This is a genomic window from Emticicia agri (assembly GCF_004168285.1).
Taxonomy (GTDB): domain Bacteria; phylum Bacteroidota; class Bacteroidia; order Cytophagales; family Spirosomataceae; genus Emticicia; species Emticicia agri.
In genome coordinates, this window is sequence record NZ_SEWF01000019.1 from 43634 (window position 1) to 67274 (window position 23641).

Genomic DNA, 23641 nt, shown 5'->3' on the forward strand with positions numbered 1-23641 from the left:
AAATTAACACATGAGCGTAATAAAAAAATTAGCGAGCGATACAGCCCTTTATGGTATCAGTAGCATTGTTGGCAGATTTCTGAATTGGCTTTTAGTAGCAGTACATACCCGTGTTTTCGTAGAACAAAGCCAGCTCGCAGATAATAATCAGTTGTATATTTGGGTCGTTCTGCTTAATATCATCTACACTTATGGCATGGAAACAGCTTTCTTCCGATATGCCAGTAAAAAAGAAAACCAACAGGAGTACTATAATCTTATTCTCTCTTACATTATTCTTACAAGTGTCATTTTTTCAGGCCTTATCTATTTTGCTGCTACGCCTATCATTAATGCGATGGGCTTTCCGGGTAAAGAAAGACTTATCGTTTGGTTTTCTATCATTATAGCAACAGATGCTGTGGCAGCCATTGCCTTTGCTAAACTAAGGGCTGAAAACCGTGCTAAAAAGTTTGTAGCCATCCGACTTATTAACATCTTTATCAATATTGGTCTGAATGTTTTTTATCTGATGTTCTGTAAATATATCCATGAAGGTGTCATGCTCTCCAACTGGAAACCTTTTGCAGACTTCTTTTATAATCCGAGAATCGGGCCCGATTACATTGTATGGGCAAACTTCATTGCCAGTCTGGTTACGCTTTTATTACTGTGGAAAGAATTTGTCGGGTTCCGTTTCGCTTTTGATTTCAAGAAATTCAAGCCTGTTTTTACCTACGCTTATCCGCTTTTAATTATGGGATTAGCGGGTGCTGTTAATCAGGTGGCCGACCGTATTATGTTCCGTGAAATTTTACCGGAGGGTTTCTATAAGGGCTTAACTACTGATGATGCTTTTAGTATTTATGCCAATGTCTATAAGTTATCTATTTTTATGCTTTTAGTTGTGCAAGCCTACCGCTATGCTGCCGACCCGTTTTTCTTTTCGAAAGCCGAAGACAAAAACTCTCCCTCTATGATAGCCCTGGCTACCAAATGGTTCACTATTGCCTGTGTGATAATATGGGTAGGCGTAAGTCTGAATATAGATTTAATTAGCCTGATATTAGGCAAAAGTTATCGCTTTGGTCTTGAAGTAGTCCCTATTCTGTTATTAGCCAATCTGTTTATCGGAGTCTATCAGAATATGTCTATCTGGTTTAAGTTAAGTGACAGAACACATTTTGGCACTATTCTTACCTTTGTTGGTATGTTTATCTCGGTCGTCTTAAACCTCATTCTGATTCCTCTGATGGGATATGTAGGCTGTGCCTTAGCTTTTGCTATCTCTTCTTTTGTCATGATGGTCCTATGCTATTGGTTTGGGCAAAAATATTATCCTATCCCTTATCAGCTAAGCAATATTGTTATTTATCTGGTGGGCGCAGGTATCCTGATATATACCTCATGGCAAATCAAAATAGAGAATCCTTATTACTCTATTCCTTTCCACTTATTATTAACTCTCTTGTTTCTAATTGTGATTGTTGTGATAGAGCGCAAGAGCCTGGGAATTAGTAAATATTTTCGTTTTTAACCACGGTTGTACGCTTATACCTGTCTCCTAATGAGCACATGCTGCGGTTAAACTTTTGTCTTTTTCTTCTGAAAATAAACCCTTAAATTCGTTTATAATTTCTGAAATTGATGAGTATCACAGATTTATTACAGGCACCCAATTTAAGAGAAGTGCTTGACGAATTAGAGCAGGTATGGGCAGATGAACAAAAACGTCGGCATGAGTTCTGGGCAACTGTGGACGAAAACATAAAAGCTGAATTTATTTTAGGGGAAATCATTTACCATTCTCCGGTATATGGTCGCCATTGGAAAGCTTCTACAAGAATCACCCGACATCTGATTCCTTTTGTATATGACAATGACCTTGGGGAAGTTGCCTACGAAAAGGTAATGGTAAGGCTTACCCGAAATGATTATGAACCCGATATTTGCTTCTGGAATAAAGAAAAAGCCCGAGACTTCGAAAAAAAGCAATCGGCATTACCACCGCCTGATTTTGTAGTGGAGATTTTATCTGACTCTACTAAAGAGCGTGATTACGGGATAAAAATGGAGGACTACGCCCTACATGAGGTAAAGGAGTATTGGATAGTTGATACTGATAGCCAGACTATTGAACAGTATTTATCAACAAATAAGAAATTTGAATTATCGCAAAAGTTAAAAGATGGGCTATTAGCATCTGAGGTAATTACAGGCTTCAAAATTAACGTTAAAGAGATTTTTGAATAGATAGCTCCTTTACTAAATGAGGCAAGGGATTATAGACGTGCTACGGTAACGCAGAAACACATGAAAACAATAAGCATTATAGGTTGTGGGTGGTTAGGTTTACCATTAGGTAAATATCTTTCTGAAAAAGATTACCTCGTAAAAGGTAGTACTACACACCCTGAAAAATTAGCTATTCTACAAGAAAATGGGGTTGAGCCTTATTTACTCAAACTTAATCCACAATTAGAATGTGAATATGTGGATAACTTTCTCGACAGTGAGGTACTAATCATCAATATTCCACCTAAAATCAGCTTACAAAAGACCGATGCCCACGTAGAACAGATAGCGAATCTGCTAAAAGTTGTGGAAAACTCTTCTATCAAAAAGATTATCTATATAAGCTCTACTTCGGTTTATCCTGAGCTTAATCGTGAAGTAGTAGAAGAAGATGTGTTGACACCTGAAACATCAGCCAGCCCTACGATGGTAAAAGCTGAAAATCTGCTCAGAGATTTTACGGCAGATGTAACCATTTTAAGAGCAGCAGGACTCATGGGCTATGACCGGATTCCGGCTAAATATTTTGCAGGTTGGAAAGGACTTACCACCGGAGATATTCCGGTAAATTATATTCACCGGGACGACGTAATCAGAATCATAGAAACCGTTATTGAGAAAAATATCTGGGGCGATACCTTTAATATTGTTTCGCCAATACACCCGATAAGAAAAGAAATTTATATCCGGAACTGCGAGGAATTAGGTTTTGAAATGCCAGAATTTGTGGCATCACCTACGCCACAACCCTATAAGATTATCAGTCCTGATAAATGGTTAGAGAAATCCGGCTATCATTTCATATTCAAAAATCCATTAGATTATTTCTATCAGCTTCCTGAGTAGTTACTAATAACCCGGAACGCCATTATTTTTTAAAATGTTTTTAGCATTGAGGTTGCCTTCGCTGGCTGATTTAATATACCATTGTTTGGCTGTTTCAATGTCTCCCCTATTTACATAATTAATACCAATATTGTATTCAAAATCTCCTGTTGAATCTCTCACAGCTGCTCTTGACCAATACTCTACGGCTTTATCGTCCAATTTTAAATCGACATACGTTACCCCAAGATTCTTGTAAGCTGGCAAATAGGTTGGTGCTTTCACAATCAGTTCATCTAATTCTTTTATTTCCTGATTAAAATTCCCTTCCTGTCTGTAAGAAAAAGCATGATTCAGATAAGCGTCCCAATAATCCGGTTTAATAGACATAGATTTTTTAAATGCTTTTCTTGCCTCCTCAAACTTTTTGCTTGCCATTAACGATAAACCGTAGGAAGTCCAGTACTCGGCATTAGCAAGTTCATTGTCAAGTGTTATTTTATAATAATAATTAGCATTCTTATAGTCTCCCATCCGATAATAAACCGTCGCTAAAAGCCAGTTAGTACGATTAGATTTGGGTAAATACTGTGTAGCTTTTTGAAAATACTTTAAAGCCGTCGCATTATCTCCCTCATCTAAAAACATAGACCCGATGGTGCGGCATACATCAGCGTTTTTAAAACCTCCATCATCTGCCCGCATCAGGTACTGCTTGGCTGTCTGAAAATCTTTATGATCTAAATAATACCAACCTAAATTACTCAGAATCATGGCATCATTCGGAAATGCCTTATCAGCATCAGTAAAAAGTAGTAGTTCGTTTTTCCATTTGCCTGTCTGTACAAAAGTCATCCCACATAATAGCAAAGTTACTATGATAAACCCGACCAGAACACCCTTGGCACTTGCGTAGAATTTATTGACTAATAGCCCAATCAGAAACAACGGGCCAATAGAAGACAGATAATAGTAGCGGTCGGCAACTAAGGCACTACCTACTGGCAGTATCTGCAAAACTGTAGAAATAGCAATCAGGAAAAAGGCACCTGCCCACCAGATTCTTTTATCTTTTCTTCCAAACCATATAATCCCACCAATTAATATCAGAGTCCCTAAAAGGGCTAATGAATAAATAGCAGGAATACTACCTGTGGCTTTATTAGGGTAAGGATAGAACGGGTAAAGATTATAAGGCAACAAAGTTTTTACCCAATAAAAACAGAAAGCATAGGCAGTTAATAAAATCCGCTCGCCTGTGGTATAAGCACTTCCGATTACGCTCGAAGCATCAGCCCCTGCATCTTTCTGTGCATGCGTAGCCAAATAAGCAAATATAAATGTGATGATAAAATAAGGAATTTTATTAACAAGCATCTTAACGCCTATAGGTTTCTTTAAGAAGCAATAATCTGTAATAATCAGGATAGCAGGTAGTACCACCGCCATACCTTTCGACATACACGATGCAATAAATAACAGCACTGAAACTCCATAATGTACTTTGTTACCGGTTTCATCAAACTGAATATAGTACCACAGCGAAAGCAACAAAAACAAGGTATAAAGCACATCTTTCCGTTCTGCAGCCCATGCAACCGACTCTACGTGCAATGGATGAATGGCAAATAAAACTGCTGTAACCAATGAAACTAAAAAACTACTATTGAGTTTCTGAATAAGTCTAAAAACCAGCCAGCTATTCAGGATATGAAGAATCAGATTATCTAAATGATACAGCCATGTCTGCTCCTTTACCAAAGCATATTCAATAGCTAAGCTCAGTACCGTAAGCGGGTGGTAGTTTCCAACCACATATTCAGAAAAAATACCTTTAATATCAAAGTTTTTGACTATGTCGTTGATAGGAATATAGGGTTTATCATCCCATACGAAACTATTCTGCCAGACAGGAATATAACTAACAAATACTAAAACACTGAGAATGGCAGGAATCCATTTTTCGTCAATCGAAAAATTGCTGCTTGATGCAGGAGTTTCTATTGTTTTTGAGGATGCAGGGTTTTGAACCACCTCTCTTCTGATACCTTGTTTAGGTTGAGACTTATGTTTTGCCATTTAATGGATTGATCGGGTTTACAAAAATATTTCAATTATCCTGCCAAAGCAATATTTCGTAATTTTATGTACCTTATTTTCCATTCATACGCTTCTTCTTGTTAATTTCATATAAAATATATAGCTTGCCTGATAACCTCAAACATATTACCACATAAAAAGTTCTTATTTTGTTATATGCAATAATTTAAAGAACTTTGATAAGTCTTTGGCAGGAATGTTGCCAAACAATAGGCAATATTCAGGCAATTCAGGCGTTAAAATACCTACAATAAGTTAATGAATGAAAGTATATAGAATCATAGTATGGGCATTTCTGTGGCTTCCTGTTGTGGGTATGGCCCAGAAAAACAAAAAAGCCGGTGATGGCGCTATCTCGGAAAAAGACCTCCAAGCCGAAGCAGTTTTTACTGACGGCATGAAGTATTTTATTGCCGAAACCTACGATAAAGCCATTACGCATTTCAAGAAAGCTGCCGAGATGAACCCGGCAAGTTCGGGTGCCAATTTTATGATTGCAAAATCGTTTTTAGCTACCAACGATATTGCCAATGCTACACTTTATACTGAAAAAGCTGCAAAACTGGACGAGAATAATAAATTCTACAAGAAATTTTTAGGGGATATTTATGTTAAGCAAAAACGCTACAAAGAAGCGGCTCAGATTTATGAGAAATTAGCAGATAAATATCCGACTGACGTTGATAACTATCTTGATTTATCGAATGCCTATATTATGCAGGAGAAATATTCTGATGCTGTAGACGTATACAACAAAATAGAGAAAACAATTGGGATGAGCGAAGAAATCACGCATCAGAAACAATTGATTTATCTGAAACAAAACAAACTTGAAAAAGCCATTGAAGAGGGCGACAAGCTGATTGCATCAGAACCGACAGAACCAGAATATGTAGTACAACAAGCCCAGATTCTGATTTCAAACGAACGCTATGACCAGGCTTTAAAAATGCTGGAAAGTTCGTTGAAACGCAATCCTGACTTTGCAGAAGCGCACGTGCTTTTAGCTGAAATTTATCGCAAAAAAGGAGACTTAGACAAATGCAGTCAGGAGCTACAAGTGGCTTTTAAGAATAAGAATCTTTCATCAGATGTTAAATTCAAGATTTTATCAAGCTATATGCTGATGATGAAAGATGATAAAGGTGGTAAAACTTTAGATAATCTGATAAGCCTTACTAATGAATTAATCAAACAGGCACCATCAGAAGCAAAAGCATACGTGGTAATGGGCGATTTGTTGATGAAAAAAGGTGATATGGTTGGTGCCCGTGACAACTATGTCAAGTCAACCCAATTTGACAAATCAGTATTTGAAGTATGGTTAGCCATTGTTGAAATAGATTCAAAATTGAATAATACCGACAGTCTGGCCAAACATTCGGAAGAAGCCATTGAGTACTTTCCCAATCAGGCTTTTTTCTGGTATCATAACGGAGTAGCCAATTTCACTAAAAAAGATTTTGAGAAAGCTATTTCGTCGTTAGAAGAAGCAAGAAATCTGGCTTTAGATAATAAGGAATTAACAAAATTTGTAAACGGCTTATTGGGCGATGCCTACAATGAGGCTAAACAATACAGTAAATCTGACGATGCGTATGAAGCTGTACTGAAAGTTGACCCTAACGATGAGCACGTACTGAATAACTATGCCTATTATCTTTCGTTGAGAAAAGATAAACTGAGTCGTGCAGTAGAATTATCAGGCAAATTAGCAGAAAAATTTGCTAATAATGCTACGTATTTAGATACGCATGCCTGGGTACTTTATACCATGAAAGATTATCAGAAATCACGTGAGTTTCTGGAGCGTGCCATTAAACAAAGCAGTGGCGTAAGTGGTACTATTGTAGAACACTATGGCGATGTTCTTTATCAGTTAGGCGAAAAGGACAAAGCTATTGAACAATGGAAAAAAGCCCGACAGATGGGTGAAAACAGTATCAATATAGATAAGAAAATACAGTCCGGCCAGTTAATCGAATAAACCTCACCTTATTAAACCTGCTGATACATTTGCCCGATAAAGACTTTATTCCGATAATTGCACCGGAACAAAGGATGCTAAGCAAATCTTTAAAACTCACACAAATATGTCAAGCCGTTATATCATTCTGACTTTTTCTTGTCTGATAGTTTTATTTACTACCTCTTGCAAACGTCAGAAAATTCATAAAACCGAAACCAAAGACTCTACCAATGTAGTGGTAACGCCAACTGATATACCTGCCAATACAGATACAGCTAACAGCCCGACACCTATAGCCAAAGTAGATGTAGCTCCTGCCGAAATAGATTTTAAGTTTTTGAAAATACGTTCCAAAATAGATTATTCATCAGGTAGTGAAAGTCAATCTTTTCCGGTTACAGTTCATATCGAAAAAGACAATAAAATATGGTTATCAATTGCAGTAGGTTTAGAAGCTGCCAGAGGGCTTATCACCAAAGATTCTATCATTTTCTTAGACAGACTGCATCGTACTTATTATAAATACGATTTTGCTACACTGAGCCGACAATTTAATTTCAATCTCAGCTATGACCTCGTACAATCTATTCTGATTGGGAATATGCCTATCAAAAAACGTGAGGGCGATGAGGTTATGAAACAGGAAGATAATTTTATAATCAGACAACAAGAGAATACCGTACAGATTGAAAACTTTATTGCCGCACCTAATCTAAAGCTACAAAAACTGATAGCTGCAGATGCAACAGGCAGCAGTAAAATGCAGATTGATTACAGTAATTTTCTGGCTATCAATAATTTTTTGTTCCCGCAAGCTATTCTTGCCAAGATTGATGCCCCAAAAGATGATAAAACTAACCAGACTTTAATAAATTTGCAGCATAATAGAATCGAGTTTTTAGACGAAAGTCCTGGATTCTCGTTCAGTATTCCTAAAGGGTATTCGCCTAAATAGCAGGGCTAAACCTCAACCAAACCTGATGTCTTTGAAAAGTCTTACATATTTTTTTCTTACCTGCTTTTGTTTCTGCTTACTGGTCAATCAACAAGCGTTTGCCCAACGCACCCGAAAAAGCCGTGCGCAGTTAGAAAATGAAAAGAAAAGAAATCTGGAAAAAATTGCTGAAACTAAAAAGGCTTTAGAAAGCGCAAGAGCAAAAAAAGAGATTACAGTTGGTAATATAAAGGCTATTAAAGAGCAGATTTCTTCGCAAGAAGAACAGATTGGATTGATGGAGCAGGATATGGAACTGATTGATGTAGAAATGCAGGATATTATCGGTGCCAAAGAAAACCTTGAAAATAAACTGCTTCAACTGCAACAGGAATATGCCGCCATGCTTTATTCTGCTTCAAAATATAGCGGCAAACTAAACAAGCTCAGTTTTCTGTTTTCTTCTTCTTCCTTTAACGAATTGCTGATGCGATATAAGTACCTGCAGCAATATACCGAAAACCGTAAAGCACAAGTAGTGCAAATGAACAAGGTAGCGGCTTTGCTACGTGAAAGACAAACCAATTTAGAAGGCAAACGTACGGCTAAAAACCGATTAATTTCGGCGAAAGTAGTAGAAACGAAGAATCTTGAACAACTCAAAACCAAACAAACTGAAATGGTGGGTGAGTTATCAAAAAAAGAGACTGATTTAAGAAAAGAAATTGAGGCAACTAAACGCTCTGTTACGAAATTAGATAACCTCATAGCCAATGTAGTAGCCAGAGAAATTGCGAAAAAGAATAAGGAACGAGAAAGAAAACAAGATACAGATGCCAAATTAGCCAAAACAAACCCTACCAGAAAAAAGAATAAACCTATTCTGGATTTAGACGCAGAAGAAACAACTTTAGGGCGTTCGTTTGGAGCATCTCGTGCACGTTTACCCTGGCCTGTGCAAAGAGGATTTATCTCCGACCGTTTTGGGGTAAAAGAACACCCGGTTCTGCATGGCGTTTTAATTAACAACAATGGTATTGATATTCAGACACCCTCTAATGCCACCGTCAGGTCGGTATATGATGGGGTTGTAAAAGACATAACAGAAATTCCGGGTTTAGGCAAAGTAGTGGCCGTGCAACATGGCGATTATTTCACAGTCTATGCAAATCTCAATCAGGTGTTTGCATCGGTAGGACAAAAAATAAGTGCTAAAGAAACCATTGGCACAGCCGGAATATCAGGTGGCGCAACCGAAATCAATTTTCAGATATGGCACAATACAGAAAGGCTAAACCCTGAAAAATGGCTGGTACCGAGGTAATTGAGTAATTATTCAATAAGGTACATTAAGAAGCTGATTTAAGAACTAATCCAAAGCATATATGTTATAGTAAAGTGAATAAGTTCTAATCGCTAATTCACTCAATCACTAATTCACTAATTCTTCTATGTCTACTCATTCTGAAATCAAACGCATTACTACCCATACCCTACAGGAACTGAAACGTAAAGGTGAAAAAATAGCCTGTCTTACTTCTTATGATTACTCAATGGCTAAAATAGTTGATGGCGCAGGTGTAGAGGTAATTCTTGTAGGTGATTCGGCATCAAACGTAATGGCAGGTCATGAAACCACTTTACCTATTACGGTCGATAACATGATTTATCATGCACAGGCCGTAGTAAAAGCAGTAAGCAGAGCATTAGTAGTAGTAGATTTACCTTTTGGTTCGTATCAGGGCAATTCAGAGGAAGCACTTCGCTCGGCCATCAGAATCATGAAAGAATCCGGGGGACACGCTGTGAAATTAGAAGGCGGTATAGAAGTAAAAGAATCAATTGTACGTATCCTGAGTGCAGGTATTCCGGTCATGGGTCATCTAGGTCTTACGCCACAATCTATTTATAAGTTTGGCACTTATGCTGTTAGAGCTAAAGAAGAAGAAGAAGCTGCGCAATTAATAGAAAATGCCAAAATGCTCGACGAAGTGGGTTGTTTTGGAGTAGTATTAGAAAAAATTCCTGCAGATTTAGCCAAAAGAGTTACCGAAAGTGTTAGCATTCCTACCATAGGTATCGGAGCAGGGCCACATTGTGACGGACAGATTTTAGTAGTACATGATATGTTAGGCATTAACAAAGAGTTTTCACCTCGCTTCTTACGCCGATATGCCGATTTACATTCGATTATGACAGATGCTGTCAGGAATTATACCAAAGACGTAAAATCATCAGATTTCCCTAACGAGAAAGAGTCTTATTAATATTTGTGGCGCGAACATCCTGTTCGCTTTTGCGACGAACAGGATGTTCGCGCCACAATTGTTATTTTAGCGCTTCAAATAAAATCTCTGCCGGATGCTTGGCAATTCTGCCCGTTCCATCTTTTATCTGGTGGCGGCAACTGGTTCCCGGGGCGGCAATTATCACTTCTTCCGGTTGTTTTCTCACCGTTGGGAATAGTACTAATTCCCCTATTTTCATCGAAACTTCGTAGTGTTCAGCTTCATACCCGAATGAACCCGCCATGCCACAACAACCTGATGGAATGAGATGCACCTCATAATTAGCAGGTAATGATAAACTTTTCTTACTTGGTGTAAGTGATGCTAAGGCTTTCTGGTGGCAGTGTCCATGCAGTTTTATCAGTCGTTTTTCAGTAGAGAATCGTTCTTTTTTAATGTTACCTCTATCTATTTCACGGGCAAACCATTCTTCAAAAATAAAGGTATGCTGTGCAATTTGTTGAGCTGATTCTCTGAGGTTTTCCGGTACTAATTCCAGGTATTCATCTTTCAATGTCAGAATAGCCGATGGTTCTATGCCAATAATAGGTATATCTTCTTTTACTAAATCTTTCAGTGCATTTATATTCTGTACAGCAATTTTCTGTGCTTCCCGAATCATACCTTTCGACAGATACGTTCTTCCACTCTCTACATGATTCGGAATCAATACCTGATAGCCTAATTTCTGTAGAAGTAAAATCAGTTTCTGCCCTACTGCTACATCGTTAAAATCGGTAAACTCATCACAAAACAGATAGACTTTTTTGGTTGAAGTAAACTCTTTTACCTCTTTGGCATTTTTGTACCACTTTCTTAAAGTCTGGCTATGTAGCAAAGGCATGGTGCGGTCGGGATGAAACCCAACAACCCGATTGGCCATGCGACGGGTAAAATCTGTTTTGAATATAAAATTATATCCCCAAGGTAATAAACTTGCCAATCGCATCTGCTTCGTAAAAGTCCCAATCAGTTTTGAGCGGAAAGGGATGCCATGCTCGTCGTAGTATTGCTGCAAAAACTCCCCTTTCATTTTGGCAATATCCACACTTGAAGGGCATTCTGACTTACAGGCTTTGCACGAGAGACATAAGTCTAAAATCTCTTTGGTTTCATTAAAGCCTACTTCTTTTGTTTCAGCGGTATCTGTCAGGTATTGCCGTAATATATTAGCCCTTGCCCTGGTAGTATCTCTTTCGCTTCGGGTAGCCATATAACTCGGGCACATCGTTCCGCCTGTTACTTCAGTTTTCCGGCAATCTCCTGAGCCACTGCATTTTTCCGCCAATCGCAAAAAACTCTCTTGTTTAGAGAAATCAAAGACAGTTTTCTGTGCCGGAATACTTTTATCAGCTTCATAACGCAGAAACTCATTCATCGGAGGGGTATCTACAATCTTGCCTTTGTTAAATATACCTTTTGCATCAAAAATCTGCTTTACCTGTCTGAATAAATTATAGTTTTTCTCTCCCATCATAAACGGGATAAACTCTCCTCGCAAACGTCCATCCCCATGCTCACCTGAAAGCGAGCCACCATATTTTTTAACCAATGCTGCTGTCTCTGCCAGAATTGTACGGAATAGCTTTCTGCCTTCAGAGGTTTTCAGATTTATCATCGGTTCTACATGCAATTCTCCTGCCCCTGCATGCGCATACATCGAGTACTGTACCTGATGGCTTTTGAGTAGCACCTCTAATTCGGCAATATAGGCAGGCAGGTCTTCAACATCAACCGCACAATCTTCTATCAGATTCACGGGTTGCGTATCACCCGGCAAGTTTCTTAACAAGCCTAAACCACCTTTGCGTACTTCCCATGCTTTTTTTGCATCCTCCTGCAACAAAATCGGGTAAGCATAGCCTAATTCATTGGCTTTCAGTTCTGCTATCAGATTTTCTGCTTTTGCTCGTAAATCTGCTTCTGTTTCAGCAAAAAACTCTACCATCAGAATCGCCTTTGGCCCACCCTCTATAAAAAACCGATTTTTCGACTGCTCAATATTAGTTTTGGTAAACTCCATAATAAAATCATCTACCAATTCCGAAGCCGAACATTTATGTTTTAAGGCAATCAGATTCGCCAGCATGGCTTCGTGCAAACTTACGGTATGGACAGCTACCATGCCCACTTCGGCAGGCGGTAAATCTATCAGTTTGAGTTTAGCCTCTGTAACAAAACACAAGGTTCCCTCAGACCCTGCTATCAGGCTACTCAGGTTAAAAGGCTTATCCTCTTTGTGTTGCCACATCTCCTCGATGACATCAAGAGCATAGCCTGTATTACGACGGGTAATGGTCTTTTTAGGAAATCCGTTTCTGATAGCCTCCTGATTTCCCTGATTATCAATCAGGGCAATTAATTCTCTATAAATCTCACCTTCTTTACTTTTTAACTGACTTTTCTTAGTTAATTCAACGGCGTTAATTGCTCCAAAAAGGGCTTCACTTCCATCAGATAACAAGGCTTTTACCTCTAACAGATTATCCCTGGTTGCTCCCCAGATAATAGAATGTAAACCACAGGAATTATTGCCTATCATACCGCCAATCATGGCACGGCTCGAAGTAGAAGTTTCCGGCCCGAACATCAATCCATAAGGTTTCAGATAAGCATTCAAATCATCTCTGATTACTCCGGGTTGTACTCTTACCCATTTCTCCTCCCGATTGACTTCTAAAATATTGATAAAGTTTTTAGAAATATCTACTACCAACCCCTTGCCTACAACTTGTCCTGCCAGAGAGGTTCCGGCTGCACGTGGAATTAAAGTAAGTTCATGGGTATTGGCAAATTGTATTAACTGACGAATATCCTGAACACTCTTTGGTAAGGCTACGGCAATTGGTTTTTCCTGATAAACAGAGGCGTCAGTAGCATAAACCGTTCTGATAGCCTCGTCGGTAGTGGTATTTCTGAAGTATAATTCTCCCTCAAAATCTTTCAGCAATGACTCAAACATTGGGTTCTGTATTTTGGGGTCAAATTTGAGGAAGAAAAGGCAGATTTACTAAGTATCCAAAAAGAAAAGAATTAAATAAACTTTAAAAATTCGCCGTTCACCACATAACATGGACATTTATTAACAATATTCCCCTAATTTTGTTGTTATTAAACTGTCATAAAAGCGTAAATTTGCAGCCTTAAAAATAGAAATGCTTCACCATCAGTCATTTAAAATTTGACAAAATGGCAGATTTTAAAGATTTGGAGAGGTATTTGACAGGTAAACATTCATATCAACAAGAAATAAAGAACAAGATATACAGATGCTGAATTTTTTAACCAAGGGAATCACCCAGATTTTTGGAACAAAGTCTGATAGAGATAATAAGGAGTTACAACCTTATGTAGGACTGACAAATGAAGAATTTGCCAAGTTGAAAAATCTTTCCCATGATGAGTTTCGTGCCAAAACTGCCGAGTTACAAGACTATATAGCCAAGAAACTTTCGCATATCGACGACCAGATTAGTCAGCTGAAAGAAAACATCGACCAGAATCCTGATATGGAGGTTGATGAAAAAGAAGCCTCTTTCAGAAAAATTGATGAATTGAAATTAGATAGAAACAAAGAATTAGAAGTAGTTCTTTTAGAGATTCTACCGAAAGCATTTGCGATAGTAAAAGAAACGGCTCGACGTTTTACTGAAAATACTGAAATTGCTGTTACTGCCACCCATCTTGACCGTGAACTGGCCATGAAAAAAGGCCATATCAGAATTGAAGGCGATAAGGCTATCTGGCAAAACCAGTGGTTAGCCGCCGGAAATATGATTACCTGGAATATGGTACATTATGATGTACAGATTATAGGGGGTGCGGCCCTGCATAAAGGAAAAATTGCCGAAATGGCCACCGGAGAAGGTAAAACCCTTGTGGCTACTTTCCCGGCATTTCTGAATGCCTTGGCAGGTAAAGGTGTACATATCGTAACGGTGAATGATTATCTGGCTCGTCGTGACTCTGAGTGGATGGGGCCAATTTTTGAGTTTAATGGGATTACCTGCGATTGTATTGATAAACATGCCGCTAACTCACCTAATCGTAGAGCTGCCTATGCGGCAGGTATCACGTATGGTACTAACAATGAGTTTGGTTTTGATTACCTACGTGATAACATGGTAAATGACCCGGAGGAACTGGTACAACGTGAACACCACTATGCAATGGTCGATGAGGTTGACTCAGTATTAGTAGATGATGCCCGTACGCCTTTAATTATCAGTGGACCCATGTCTCGCACAGGAGACGAAGAACTCTTCTTATCACTGAAACCACGTATCCAACGCATTGTAGAAGCACAAAAGACTTTAACTAATAGCTATCTTAATGAAGCTAAAAAGTTAATTGCAGCAGGCAATAAAAAAGAAGGTGGTCTGGCATTGTTCCGTGCGTTTCGTGGGTTGCCTAAAAACAAGCCTTTGATTAAGTATTTGTCTGAACAAGGTATGAGACAAATCTTGCATGAAACCGAGGCAACTTATCTGGCAGAAAACCAGAAATTAATGCCGGAAGCTGATGCACCATTATATTTCACTATTGAAGAAAAAAACAACTCTATTGAGTTGACCGATAAGGGTTTAGACTTTATTACCGGAGAAGGTGAAGACCATAACTTCTTCCTGATGCCGGACTTAGGTGTTGATTTGGCGGCTATCGAAAAATCAGATGCCACAGAGCAGGACAAAATTCTGAAAAAAGATGAAGTAATTCGTGATTATTCATTAAAAGCTGAACGAATTCATGCAGTCAATCAATTATTGAAGGCTTATACACTCTTTGAAAAAGATGTTGAGTATGTGGTGTTGGATAATAAAGTACTGATTGTTGATGAGCAAACGGGTCGTATCATGGACGGTCGTCGCTGGTCTGATGGTTTACACCAGGCCGTTGAAGCGAAAGAAAATGTAAAAGTAGAAGACTCAACGCAGACTTATGCCACTATTACCTTGCAGAACTACTTCCGTATGTACCACAAATTAGCAGGTATGACGGGGACTGCCGAAACAGAAGCAGGGGAGTTCTGGAAGATTTACAAATTAGACGTAGTGTCTATTCCTACCAACAGGGCGATTGTCCGGAAAGACGAAGAAGATAAGGTTTATAAAACCGTACGTGAAAAATACAATGCCGTAGTTGATGAAATTGTGCAATTGGTAAACATTGGTCGTCCGGTACTGGTAGGTACAACTTCGGTAGAAAACTCGGAGATTCTGAGCAGAATGCTTACGCTCCGCAAGATACCGCATCAGGTATTGAATGCCAAGCAACACGCCCGTGAGGCCGATATTGTAGCAGAAGCCGGAAAACCAGGTACAGTTACGATTGCTACCAACATGGCCGGTCGTGGTACCGACATTAAGCTGACCCCTGAAAGTAAAAACGCCGGAGGTTTGGCTATTATTGGTACTGAGCGCCACGATTCCCGTCGTGTCGACCGTCAGTTGAGAGGTCGTGCAGGTCGTCAGGGAGACCCTGGGACTTCGCAATTCTTTGTATCATTAGAAGACCAGTTGATGCGTTTATTCGGTTCTGACCGTATTGCGAAAGTAATGGACAGAATGGGTATGGAAGAGGGTGAAGTGATTCAGCACTCCATGATTACCAACTCTATTGAAAGAGCACAGAAAAAAGTTGAGGAAAATAACTTTGGTACCCGTAAACGTTTGATTGAGTATGACGACGTAATGAATATCCAGCGCGATACCATTTATAAACGTCGGAAAAATGCCCTTTTTGGCGACCGTTTATCGTTAGATATAGCCAACATCATGTACGATACCTGTAGTGATATTGTGATGAATGCAGAAGGCAATTATGACGAATTTGAACTTCGTAGTATCCAGAAATTAGGTATCAAACCTGAAATCGAACGTAACGAGTTCTCGAAAGGTAATACCAAATTAATTGACAGACTTTACCAGCAGGCCGAAAGAACCTATAAAGCCAAGAATGATAACATTCGCAAGAACATGGTTCCGGTATTGACTGATGTATTAAAAGACCGTCGTGGATTAGTAGATGAGCAGTTCATTGCTATTGTTGGTGATGGTACCCAAAATATTGGTATGTACTGTAATCTGAAAAACTCTGTGGAAAGTGATGGTAGAGAGTTGATAAAAGAAATAGAAAAACATATTTCGTTAACCGTTATTGACCAGGAGTGGAAAGAGCACCTACGTGATATGGATGATTTGAAACAATCGGTACAGAATGCTTCTTACGAACAGAAAGACCCATTGTTGATTTATAAGTTTGAAGCCGTAGAGTTGTTTAAAAACTTCCTGAACAAGGTAAATGCTGATACAGTGAGCTTCCTGATGAAAGCCAATGTAGTAGAATTAAGATTCCAGCAATTGGCGCCTCCGAAAGAAGAAAAACCAAAATTGCAAACCAATAAGGCCAGTGAAGAAGGTGGCAGCGGAAGTCCAGATTCAGGCTCACGCCCTGTTACTCCAGCACGTACTCAGAAAATTGCAGACAGAAACCAACGTGTGAGTGTGCAGTACAAAGATGGTACGGTGAAACGTGAAGTGAAATACAAACACGTGGAGGAAGATGTAATGAGCGGGAAGGCTGTATTGGTTGATTAAAATATATGATAAACTGATAATCTTAAGTAGATGAGGCTGATAGGTATTTTTCTCGCTTTATCATTTTTAGGGCAAGAATTATTCGGGCAAGCTTTAAGGCCGTCAAAAACTCAGCTATTTAAGATTTTCAAATCAAGTATTAACCAGGATAGTAAAAGGAGTGGTAATCTGAGGAGTGATTCTTGGCTAATACCTAATAAAGATAGTTCTTTCTATACATCAGATACTCTTTATTTATATGATGTTAGTAATTATCTTAATAGAGCCGAAGTTCATAATTACTATATTCAGACGAAAAATTGTTGCGACTTTGTAGCCTTAGTTTTCTATAGAAAAACCGCTTTCGCTCATGTTGAACAAAATATTTGTGCTGCAAGGGCCAAAGTGGTAACAAATAAGGACTTTTATACAATTGCCATAGTTGAAGAAAATAATCAAACGATTATGAGAATACTTCAGCATAATCAACTTATTTATACATTTAATGTCATAGCTTTTGATGAGGTTTCTCTCTTAAAGGAAGGAAGAGCAACTAAAAGGTTGAAATTAGTAAGAGAAAAAATGTAATTTGAATAAGCTTTTAAGTCTTATACATAATAAAGAAGTCGCTAAGTTTTAGTGGCTTCTTTTGTTTTCTTAGAGATGCATTGCATGCGTCTCCTAAGGCCTATGAGTACAAAATATCATCTTCTATTTTTATTCCTAAAATCACTTTATTGGATTGAATATCCCTGTGGAGACGCCAGCATGTCGTCTCTACAAACATAAAAACGCACTAAATCAGAATAAAATTTGTATCATACTAAAGAGATTCACCACATGAAACCTTATGATAATTTAACCAGTATGACCTATATCAAACATTATGAATCTCCGTTGGGAGCATTAGAACTCATCGCTACAGATACACACCTCACCCACGTGCTTTTCCGGGAAGCAGAGAAAAAGCCCAGCCGTCAACTGCAGGAAACCTTTGAAAATTCACCTATTATTGAAGAATGTATCAGGCAATTTGATGCTTATTTTAAAGGAGAACTGAAAGATTTTGATTTGCCCCTTCTACCGGAAGGAACCGAATTTCAGAAGCTGGTCTGGGAAAGCCTGAAAAGTATTCCTTATGGCAAAACTATTTCTTATTTGCAGTTATCACATATCATTGGCAATGAAAAAGCCATCAGGGCCGTGGGGGTTGCTAATGGCAATAATCCTTTAACCATCATTTTACCATGTCATAGAGTGATAGGCTCTGATAAAAGCCTGGTGGGATATGGAGGTGATTTGTGGCGAAAAGAATGGCTTTTACGCCACGAAGGTAGCCTGCCTAAAGAAGAACAATTGCGTTTATTTTAACCAAATCAAGCAGCTGAGAAAGCAAAAGCAAAAAAATAGCAGTAAAACGCTGAACCCTTTACTGCTACCTTATTTATAACCGACTATTAAAATCTATTTATTACTCATACTTACCACTTTCTTATTATCAAATGGCATCAGCACCGAATCAATTACGTGCGCTACACCATTACTTTGATAAATATCTTTGGTAGTAACTGTGGCAGTCATACCGTTTTCGTCAGTAACTATCAATCTGTCTCCACTCATAGAGAATTTAAGTGTACCTCCTTGCATGGTTTTCGCAGAGAATGTACCACCATTACTATTCATAGCTGACATTATATCATTCGAATCCCATTTACCATCAATTACATGGTATTTCAAAACCTTTGTTAAGGTTGATTTGGAGGGTGTAGCACCCATCTTCATAAAAGCATCGTTAGTAGGAGCAAAAACAGTAAATGGACCAGGTCCTTGTAAAGTTGATACTAAACCCGCAGACTTCAGTGTTGCCACAAGTTTTGTGTGCTCTTTCGAGGTCGTAATGTTTGCAACCAAATTTTTATGAGAACTCATTTCAGAGCCACCAACCATAACTGTTTTATCGCTCGTTTCTTGCGCAAATGTCCCCAATGAAATCAAAGCAGACACTAATAATAATGAGATAGTTTTCATGCTTTTGTTAGTTTTTGTAAATACTTTATTTGTGAGCCAAAATAGGCTCATGAATAATAGTAAAGAAACTGTTCCAGTAGGGAAAAAGGGTATTTTGAGCAAAAAGTAACAGTTAAATATAATATAAGCGGATAGTTTGGGGATTTTTTTCCCCTTATCTTATTTCAGGGAGCTAAGAGTATAATAAGATACGTTCATCAGGTTCTGATTTGTTATAAAAACAAAATCCTCCCTATCTGATGATAAGGAGGATTTTTATCAACGTAGGGGTTCAAAATTCTAAACCCCTACCTTTTTATATCATATGTTAATTAAACATATTCTCTACGTTGTTTCGCTGCTTCTTGTGACTTACGCTTTTCAGCGGCTGCTTCCAGTTCTGCTTTGTTACCAACGATGATGTTCTGATATTTACGGTTACCTGTTCCGGCAGGAATCAAGTGTCCTACGATAACGTTTTCTTTCAGACCTTCAAGCATATCACGTTTACCTCTTACAGCCGCTTCAGACAATACTTTCGTAGTTTCCTGGAACGAGGCTGCAGAAATAAATGATTCAGTACCTAAAGACGCAGTAGTGATACCTTGTAGGGTCGGACGAGATACAGCCGGCATGGCATCACGCACTTGAATTTGTGGTAAATCGGCACGTTTCAAACGGCTGTTTTCATCACGCATCTCACGACCGCTGATAATCTGACCTGGTTTGAATTTATCCGATGCACCTGCATCCATCACCACTTTCTTATCCATAATCTTGTCGTTAGCTAAACGAACCACCCATTTATCAACCATCTGGTATTCAAGGAATAAGGTATCTCCTGAATCTACGATTTCAACTTTCTGCATCATCTGACGTACAATTACCTCGATGTGTTTGTCTGAAATCTTCACCCCTTGTTGACGATAAACGGCTTGTACTTCGTTTACTAAGTATTCCTGCACGGCGGTAGGTCCTTTGATACGTAGAATATCGGCCGGAGTAATGGCACCATCTGACAGAGGGTCACCAGCTAAAACGAAATCACCATCCTGTACCAGAATCAGTTTTGATAGAGGTACCATGTATTTCATTTTAACACCGTCTTTTGCTTCTACGAAAATCTCACGGTTACCACGTTTAACAGAACCATATTGTGTAATACCATCAATTTCAGAAACAACCGCAGGATTCGATGGGTTACGAGCCTCAAATAACTCAGTTACACGAGGCAAACCACCCGTAATATCACGGTTCATGTTGATGGCACGAGGGATTTTTGCCAAAGCCTGACCTGCTTTAATCTTCTGACCATTTTCAACAGTCAGACGAGCCATTACAGGTAAGTTATAAGCTTTATCTTCGTCTCCTCCAACTCTTACAATGATAGCAGGGTTTTTAGAACGGTCTTTCGATTCGATGATTACCTTATCACGGAAACCTGTCTGCTCATCAGCTTCTTCTTTATACGTGATATTTTCTTCGATAGCTTCGTACTCGACAGTACCATCTAATTCAGAAAGGATAACGGCGTTGAACTGATCCCAGTGACAAAGCGCATCACCTTTTTTCACTATATCTCCATTTTTCACTTCCAACGTAGCCCCGTAAGGTACGTTGTTAGTAATCAGGATATTATTAGTCCCTTCTTCAAGGATACGAATCTCACCACGACGACCCAAAACAATAGTAATTTCGTTCCCTTCACGGTCAACCGATGGTACAGTACGCATTTCTTCTAATTGAATTACCCCACCAAATTTAGCTTTGATGTTGGCTTCAGAAGCAACGTTCTGGGCAGTACCCCCTGTGTGGAACGTACGAAGTGTCAGCTGTGTACCCGGCTCACCGATTGATTGCGAGGCAATTACCCCTACAGCTTCACCCATATCCGCCATACGGCCTGTAGCAAGGTTACGTCCATAACATTTCGAGCAAACACCTGTCTGGGTTTCACAAGTCAATGCCGAACGAATCTCCACAGTTTCAATCGCTGTTTCATCGATCTGTGCAGCAATTTCTTCGGTGATTTCCTCTCCTGATTTGATAATCAGTTTCTTGGTCAATGGGTCAATAATATCATACACGGATGTACGACCTAAGATACGCTCAGATAATGGTTCAACAATATCTTCGTTGTCTTTCAGGGCAGATACCTGGATACCACGGAGTGTACCACAGTCTTCTTCATTTACTACCACGTCTTGCGCTACATCATGTAAACGACGAGTCAGATAACCTGCATCGGCTGTTTTCAAGGCTGTATCGGCCAAACCTTTACGGGCACCGTGGGTAGAGATGAAGTACTCCAATACGTCAAGACCTTCTTTGAAGTTTGACAAGATTGGGTTTTCGATGATTTCCCCTACTGAACCCTGGATATTTTTCTGTGGTTTCGCCATCAATCCACGCATACCACCCAACTGACGTACCTGCTCTTGCGAGCCACGTGCACCCGAGTGCATCATCATGTAGATTGGGTTGAAACCTTTCTGGTCTGCTTCTAATTGTTTCAACAATACCTCACGGATACGTGTGTTTACACGGCCCCAGATGTCGATAATCTGGTTGTAACGCTCACGCTCTGTGATAATACCAAACATATAGTTGTTTTGTACCTCTTCTACCTCTGCCTTAGCATCAGCGATGAGTTTCGTTTTTTCTTCCGGTACGATGATGTTATCCAAACCGATAGACAAACCACCTTTGAAGGCTGTCTGGTATCCTAATTCTTTAATATCATCTAAGAATTTGGCAGTACGAGCGTATCCGGCTTCTTTGAATACACGACCAATCAACTGTTGCAGTTTTTTCTTGGTCAATAATTCGTCCAGATAACCTACTTCCTCAGGCACACATTGGTTGAAAAGAATACGACCGGCTACTGTATCAACAACTTTATCAACTAACTGACCATTTTCGTCTTTTACTTTCACACGGCATTTAATGTGGGCATGTTTTGAAACTTTACCCTCATTCATAGCAATGATTACCTCTTCTGCCGAGTAGAAAGTCATTCCATCTCCTGGTACTTTGTCTCCTTCGCTTGATTTACGTCCTTTCGTTACATAATACAAACCTAACACCATGTCCTGAGAAGGTACAGTAATTGGCGCACCGTTAGCAGGGTTTAGAATGTTATGAGAAGCTAACATCAGGATAGATGCTTCCATGATAGCTTCCTGACCCAATGGTACGTGTACCGCCATCTGGTCACCGTCAAAGTCGGCGTTGAAGGCCGTACAAACTAACGGGTGCAACTGGATAGCTTTACCCTCAACCAATTTAGGCTGGAAAGCCTGAATACCCAAGCGGTGAAGCGTAGGGGCACGGTTGAGCAGAACGGGGTGTCCTTTCAATACGTTTTCCAGAATATCCCAGACTACGGCATCTTTTCTATCAACAATTTTCTTAGCAGACTTCACTGTTTTCACGATTCCACGCTCAATCAGTTTTCTGATAATAAATGGTTTGAACAACTCAGCGGCCATATCTTTAGGCAAACCACACTCGTGTAGTTTTAATTCTGGACCTACCACAATTACCGAACGACCCGAGTAGTCAACACGTTTACCCAAAAGGTTCTGACGGAAACGACCTTGTTTACCTTTCAACATATCTGAAAGAGATTTCAAAGCACGGTTACCCTCTGAACGAACGGCGTTTACTTTACGAGAGTTGTCGAATAATGAATCGACAGCCTCTTGCAACATACGTTTTTCGTTACGTAAGATTACCTCTGGTGCTTTGATTTCCAACAAACGTTTCAAACGGTTGTTACGGATAATCACACGACGGTAAAGGTCATTTAAGTCAGAAGTTGCGAAACGGCCACCATCTAAAGGTACAAGCGGACGCAATTCTGGTGGAATAACCGGAACCATGCGGATAACCATCCACTCTGGTTTGTTTTCGATACGAGTATTGGCATCACGTAGGGCCTCTACTACTTTCAGACGTTTTAAAGCTTCTGCTTTACGTTGTTGAGAAGTATCAGTTGCCGCAGCGTGGCGTAAATCATAAGAAAGTTCATCTAACTTGATACGAGAAAGCATCATTTCCAATGCTTCTGCACCCATTTTGGCGATAAATTTATTCGGGTCTTTATCGTCAAGCATCTGGTTTTCTCTTGGCAGTTTGTCAACTATATCCAGATACTCTTCTTCTGTCAGGAAGTCATTGGCAGAGATGCCATCTTCGCCTTTGATACCAGGTTGAACAACCACGTAGCGTTCGTAGTAAATAATTTGGTCGAGTTTCTTCGACGACATCCCTAATAAATACCCGATTTTGTTTGGTAAACTACGGAAATACCAGATATGTGCCACCGGAACCACCAGTTCGATGTGTCCCATGCGCTCGCGACGAACCTTTTTCTCGGTTACCTCAACTCCGCAACGGTCGCAGATAATACCTTTGTAGCGAATACGTTTGTATTTACCACAGTGGCATTCCCAGTCTTTCACAGGTCCGAAAATACGCTCACAGAACAAACCGCCCATTTCTGGTTTGTAGGTACGGTAGTTGATTGTTTCCGGCTGTGTTACTTCTCCAAACGAGCTCTCCAGAATTGACTCAGGTGAAGCCAGACTAATGGTGATGCTGTTGAAGTCGCTATTAAGTTTTTTATTTTTCTTTAAAGACATTTTCCTTATGATTGATGTGAAAA

The 23641-nt window shown here is 39.4% G+C and carries 14 protein-coding genes; 10 read left to right on the forward strand and 4 right to left on the reverse strand.

Going from position 1 to position 23641, the window contains the following annotated elements:
* Window positions 1–10 precede the first annotated feature (10 nt).
* The 3 genes from EWM59_RS13995 (at window position 11) to EWM59_RS14005 (ending at window position 3120) form a co-directional block, all read left to right on the forward strand.
* Window positions 11–1516, forward strand: coding sequence for a lipopolysaccharide biosynthesis protein (locus tag EWM59_RS13995; RefSeq protein WP_130021605.1), 1506 nt, complete (start codon window positions 11–13; stop codon window positions 1514–1516).
* 110 nt (window positions 1517–1626) lie between these two features.
* The gene (locus EWM59_RS14000) at window positions 1627–2232 is read left to right on the forward strand and encodes a Uma2 family endonuclease (RefSeq protein ID WP_130021606.1); all 606 of its coding nucleotides are present in this window, start codon (window positions 1627–1629) and stop codon (window positions 2230–2232) included.
* 60 nt (window positions 2233–2292) lie between these two features.
* Window positions 2293–3120, forward strand: a complete 828-nt coding sequence (locus EWM59_RS14005; protein ID WP_130021607.1) for an NAD(P)H-binding protein — start codon at window positions 2293–2295, stop codon at window positions 3118–3120.
* Window positions 3121–3123: 3 nt separating this feature from the next.
* Here EWM59_RS14005 and EWM59_RS14010 read toward each other — a convergent pair whose 3' ends face one another.
* Window positions 3124–5178, reverse strand: coding sequence for a tetratricopeptide repeat protein (locus tag EWM59_RS14010; protein WP_130021608.1), 2055 nt, complete (start codon window positions 5176–5178; stop codon window positions 3124–3126).
* 283 nt (window positions 5179–5461) lie between these two features.
* On the opposite strand from EWM59_RS14010, the gene EWM59_RS14015 reads away from it, so the two are divergent.
* The 4 genes from EWM59_RS14015 (at window position 5462) to panB (ending at window position 10369) form a co-directional block, all read left to right on the forward strand.
* Entirely contained in the window at window positions 5462–7186 is a 1725-nt protein-coding gene (locus tag EWM59_RS14015) for a tetratricopeptide repeat protein (protein WP_130021609.1), read from the forward strand.
* Window positions 7187–7292: 106 nt separating this feature from the next.
* On the forward strand, window positions 7293–8123 hold the full coding sequence (gene lolB1, locus EWM59_RS14020; RefSeq protein ID WP_130021610.1) for a lipoprotein insertase outer membrane protein LolB1: 831 nt from the start codon (window positions 7293–7295) through the stop codon (window positions 8121–8123).
* A 31-nt stretch (window positions 8124–8154) separates the two neighbouring features.
* Window positions 8155–9426, forward strand: coding sequence for a murein hydrolase activator EnvC family protein (locus tag EWM59_RS14025; protein ID WP_165372180.1), 1272 nt, complete (start codon window positions 8155–8157; stop codon window positions 9424–9426).
* A gap of 127 nt (window positions 9427–9553) precedes the next feature.
* On the forward strand, window positions 9554–10369 hold the full coding sequence (gene panB, locus EWM59_RS14030; protein ID WP_130021612.1) for a 3-methyl-2-oxobutanoate hydroxymethyltransferase: 816 nt from the start codon (window positions 9554–9556) through the stop codon (window positions 10367–10369).
* 61 nt (window positions 10370–10430) lie between these two features.
* Here the strand turns inward: panB and EWM59_RS14035 are convergent, their stop codons facing one another.
* A complete protein-coding gene (locus EWM59_RS14035) occupies window positions 10431–13352 on the reverse strand; it encodes an FAD-binding and (Fe-S)-binding domain-containing protein (RefSeq protein WP_130021613.1) in 2922 nt (973 codons plus the stop codon).
* A gap of 307 nt (window positions 13353–13659) precedes the next feature.
* Here EWM59_RS14035 and secA point away from each other — a divergent pair, with 307 nt between their 5' ends.
* The 3 genes from secA to EWM59_RS14050 all read left to right on the forward strand — a co-directional run bounded on the left by secA (window position 13660) and on the right by EWM59_RS14050 (window position 18336).
* The gene (secA, locus tag EWM59_RS14040) at window positions 13660–16986 is read left to right on the forward strand and encodes a preprotein translocase subunit SecA (protein ID WP_130021614.1); all 3327 of its coding nucleotides are present in this window, start codon (window positions 13660–13662) and stop codon (window positions 16984–16986) included.
* 30 nt (window positions 16987–17016) lie between these two features.
* On the forward strand, window positions 17017–17553 hold the full coding sequence (locus tag EWM59_RS14045) for a hypothetical protein (RefSeq protein ID WP_130021615.1): 537 nt from the start codon (window positions 17017–17019) through the stop codon (window positions 17551–17553).
* A 225-nt stretch (window positions 17554–17778) separates the two neighbouring features.
* Window positions 17779–18336, forward strand: a complete 558-nt coding sequence (locus EWM59_RS14050; protein ID WP_229239361.1) for a methylated-DNA--[protein]-cysteine S-methyltransferase — start codon at window positions 17779–17781, stop codon at window positions 18334–18336.
* A gap of 93 nt (window positions 18337–18429) precedes the next feature.
* On the opposite strand, the gene EWM59_RS14055 is transcribed toward EWM59_RS14050, so the two are convergent.
* Both EWM59_RS14055 and rpoC read right to left on the reverse strand, forming a co-directional pair.
* Window positions 18430–18993 carry a fasciclin domain-containing protein gene (locus EWM59_RS14055; RefSeq protein ID WP_130021616.1) on the reverse strand — a complete coding sequence of 188 codons (564 nt, stop codon included), beginning with the start codon at window positions 18991–18993 and terminating at the stop codon, window positions 18430–18432.
* 311 nt (window positions 18994–19304) lie between these two features.
* Complete coding sequence (gene rpoC / locus EWM59_RS14060) at window positions 19305–23618, reverse strand: DNA-directed RNA polymerase subunit beta' (protein ID WP_130021617.1); 4314 nt, start codon at window positions 23616–23618, stop codon at window positions 19305–19307.
* Window positions 23619–23641: the final 23 nt, after the last annotated feature.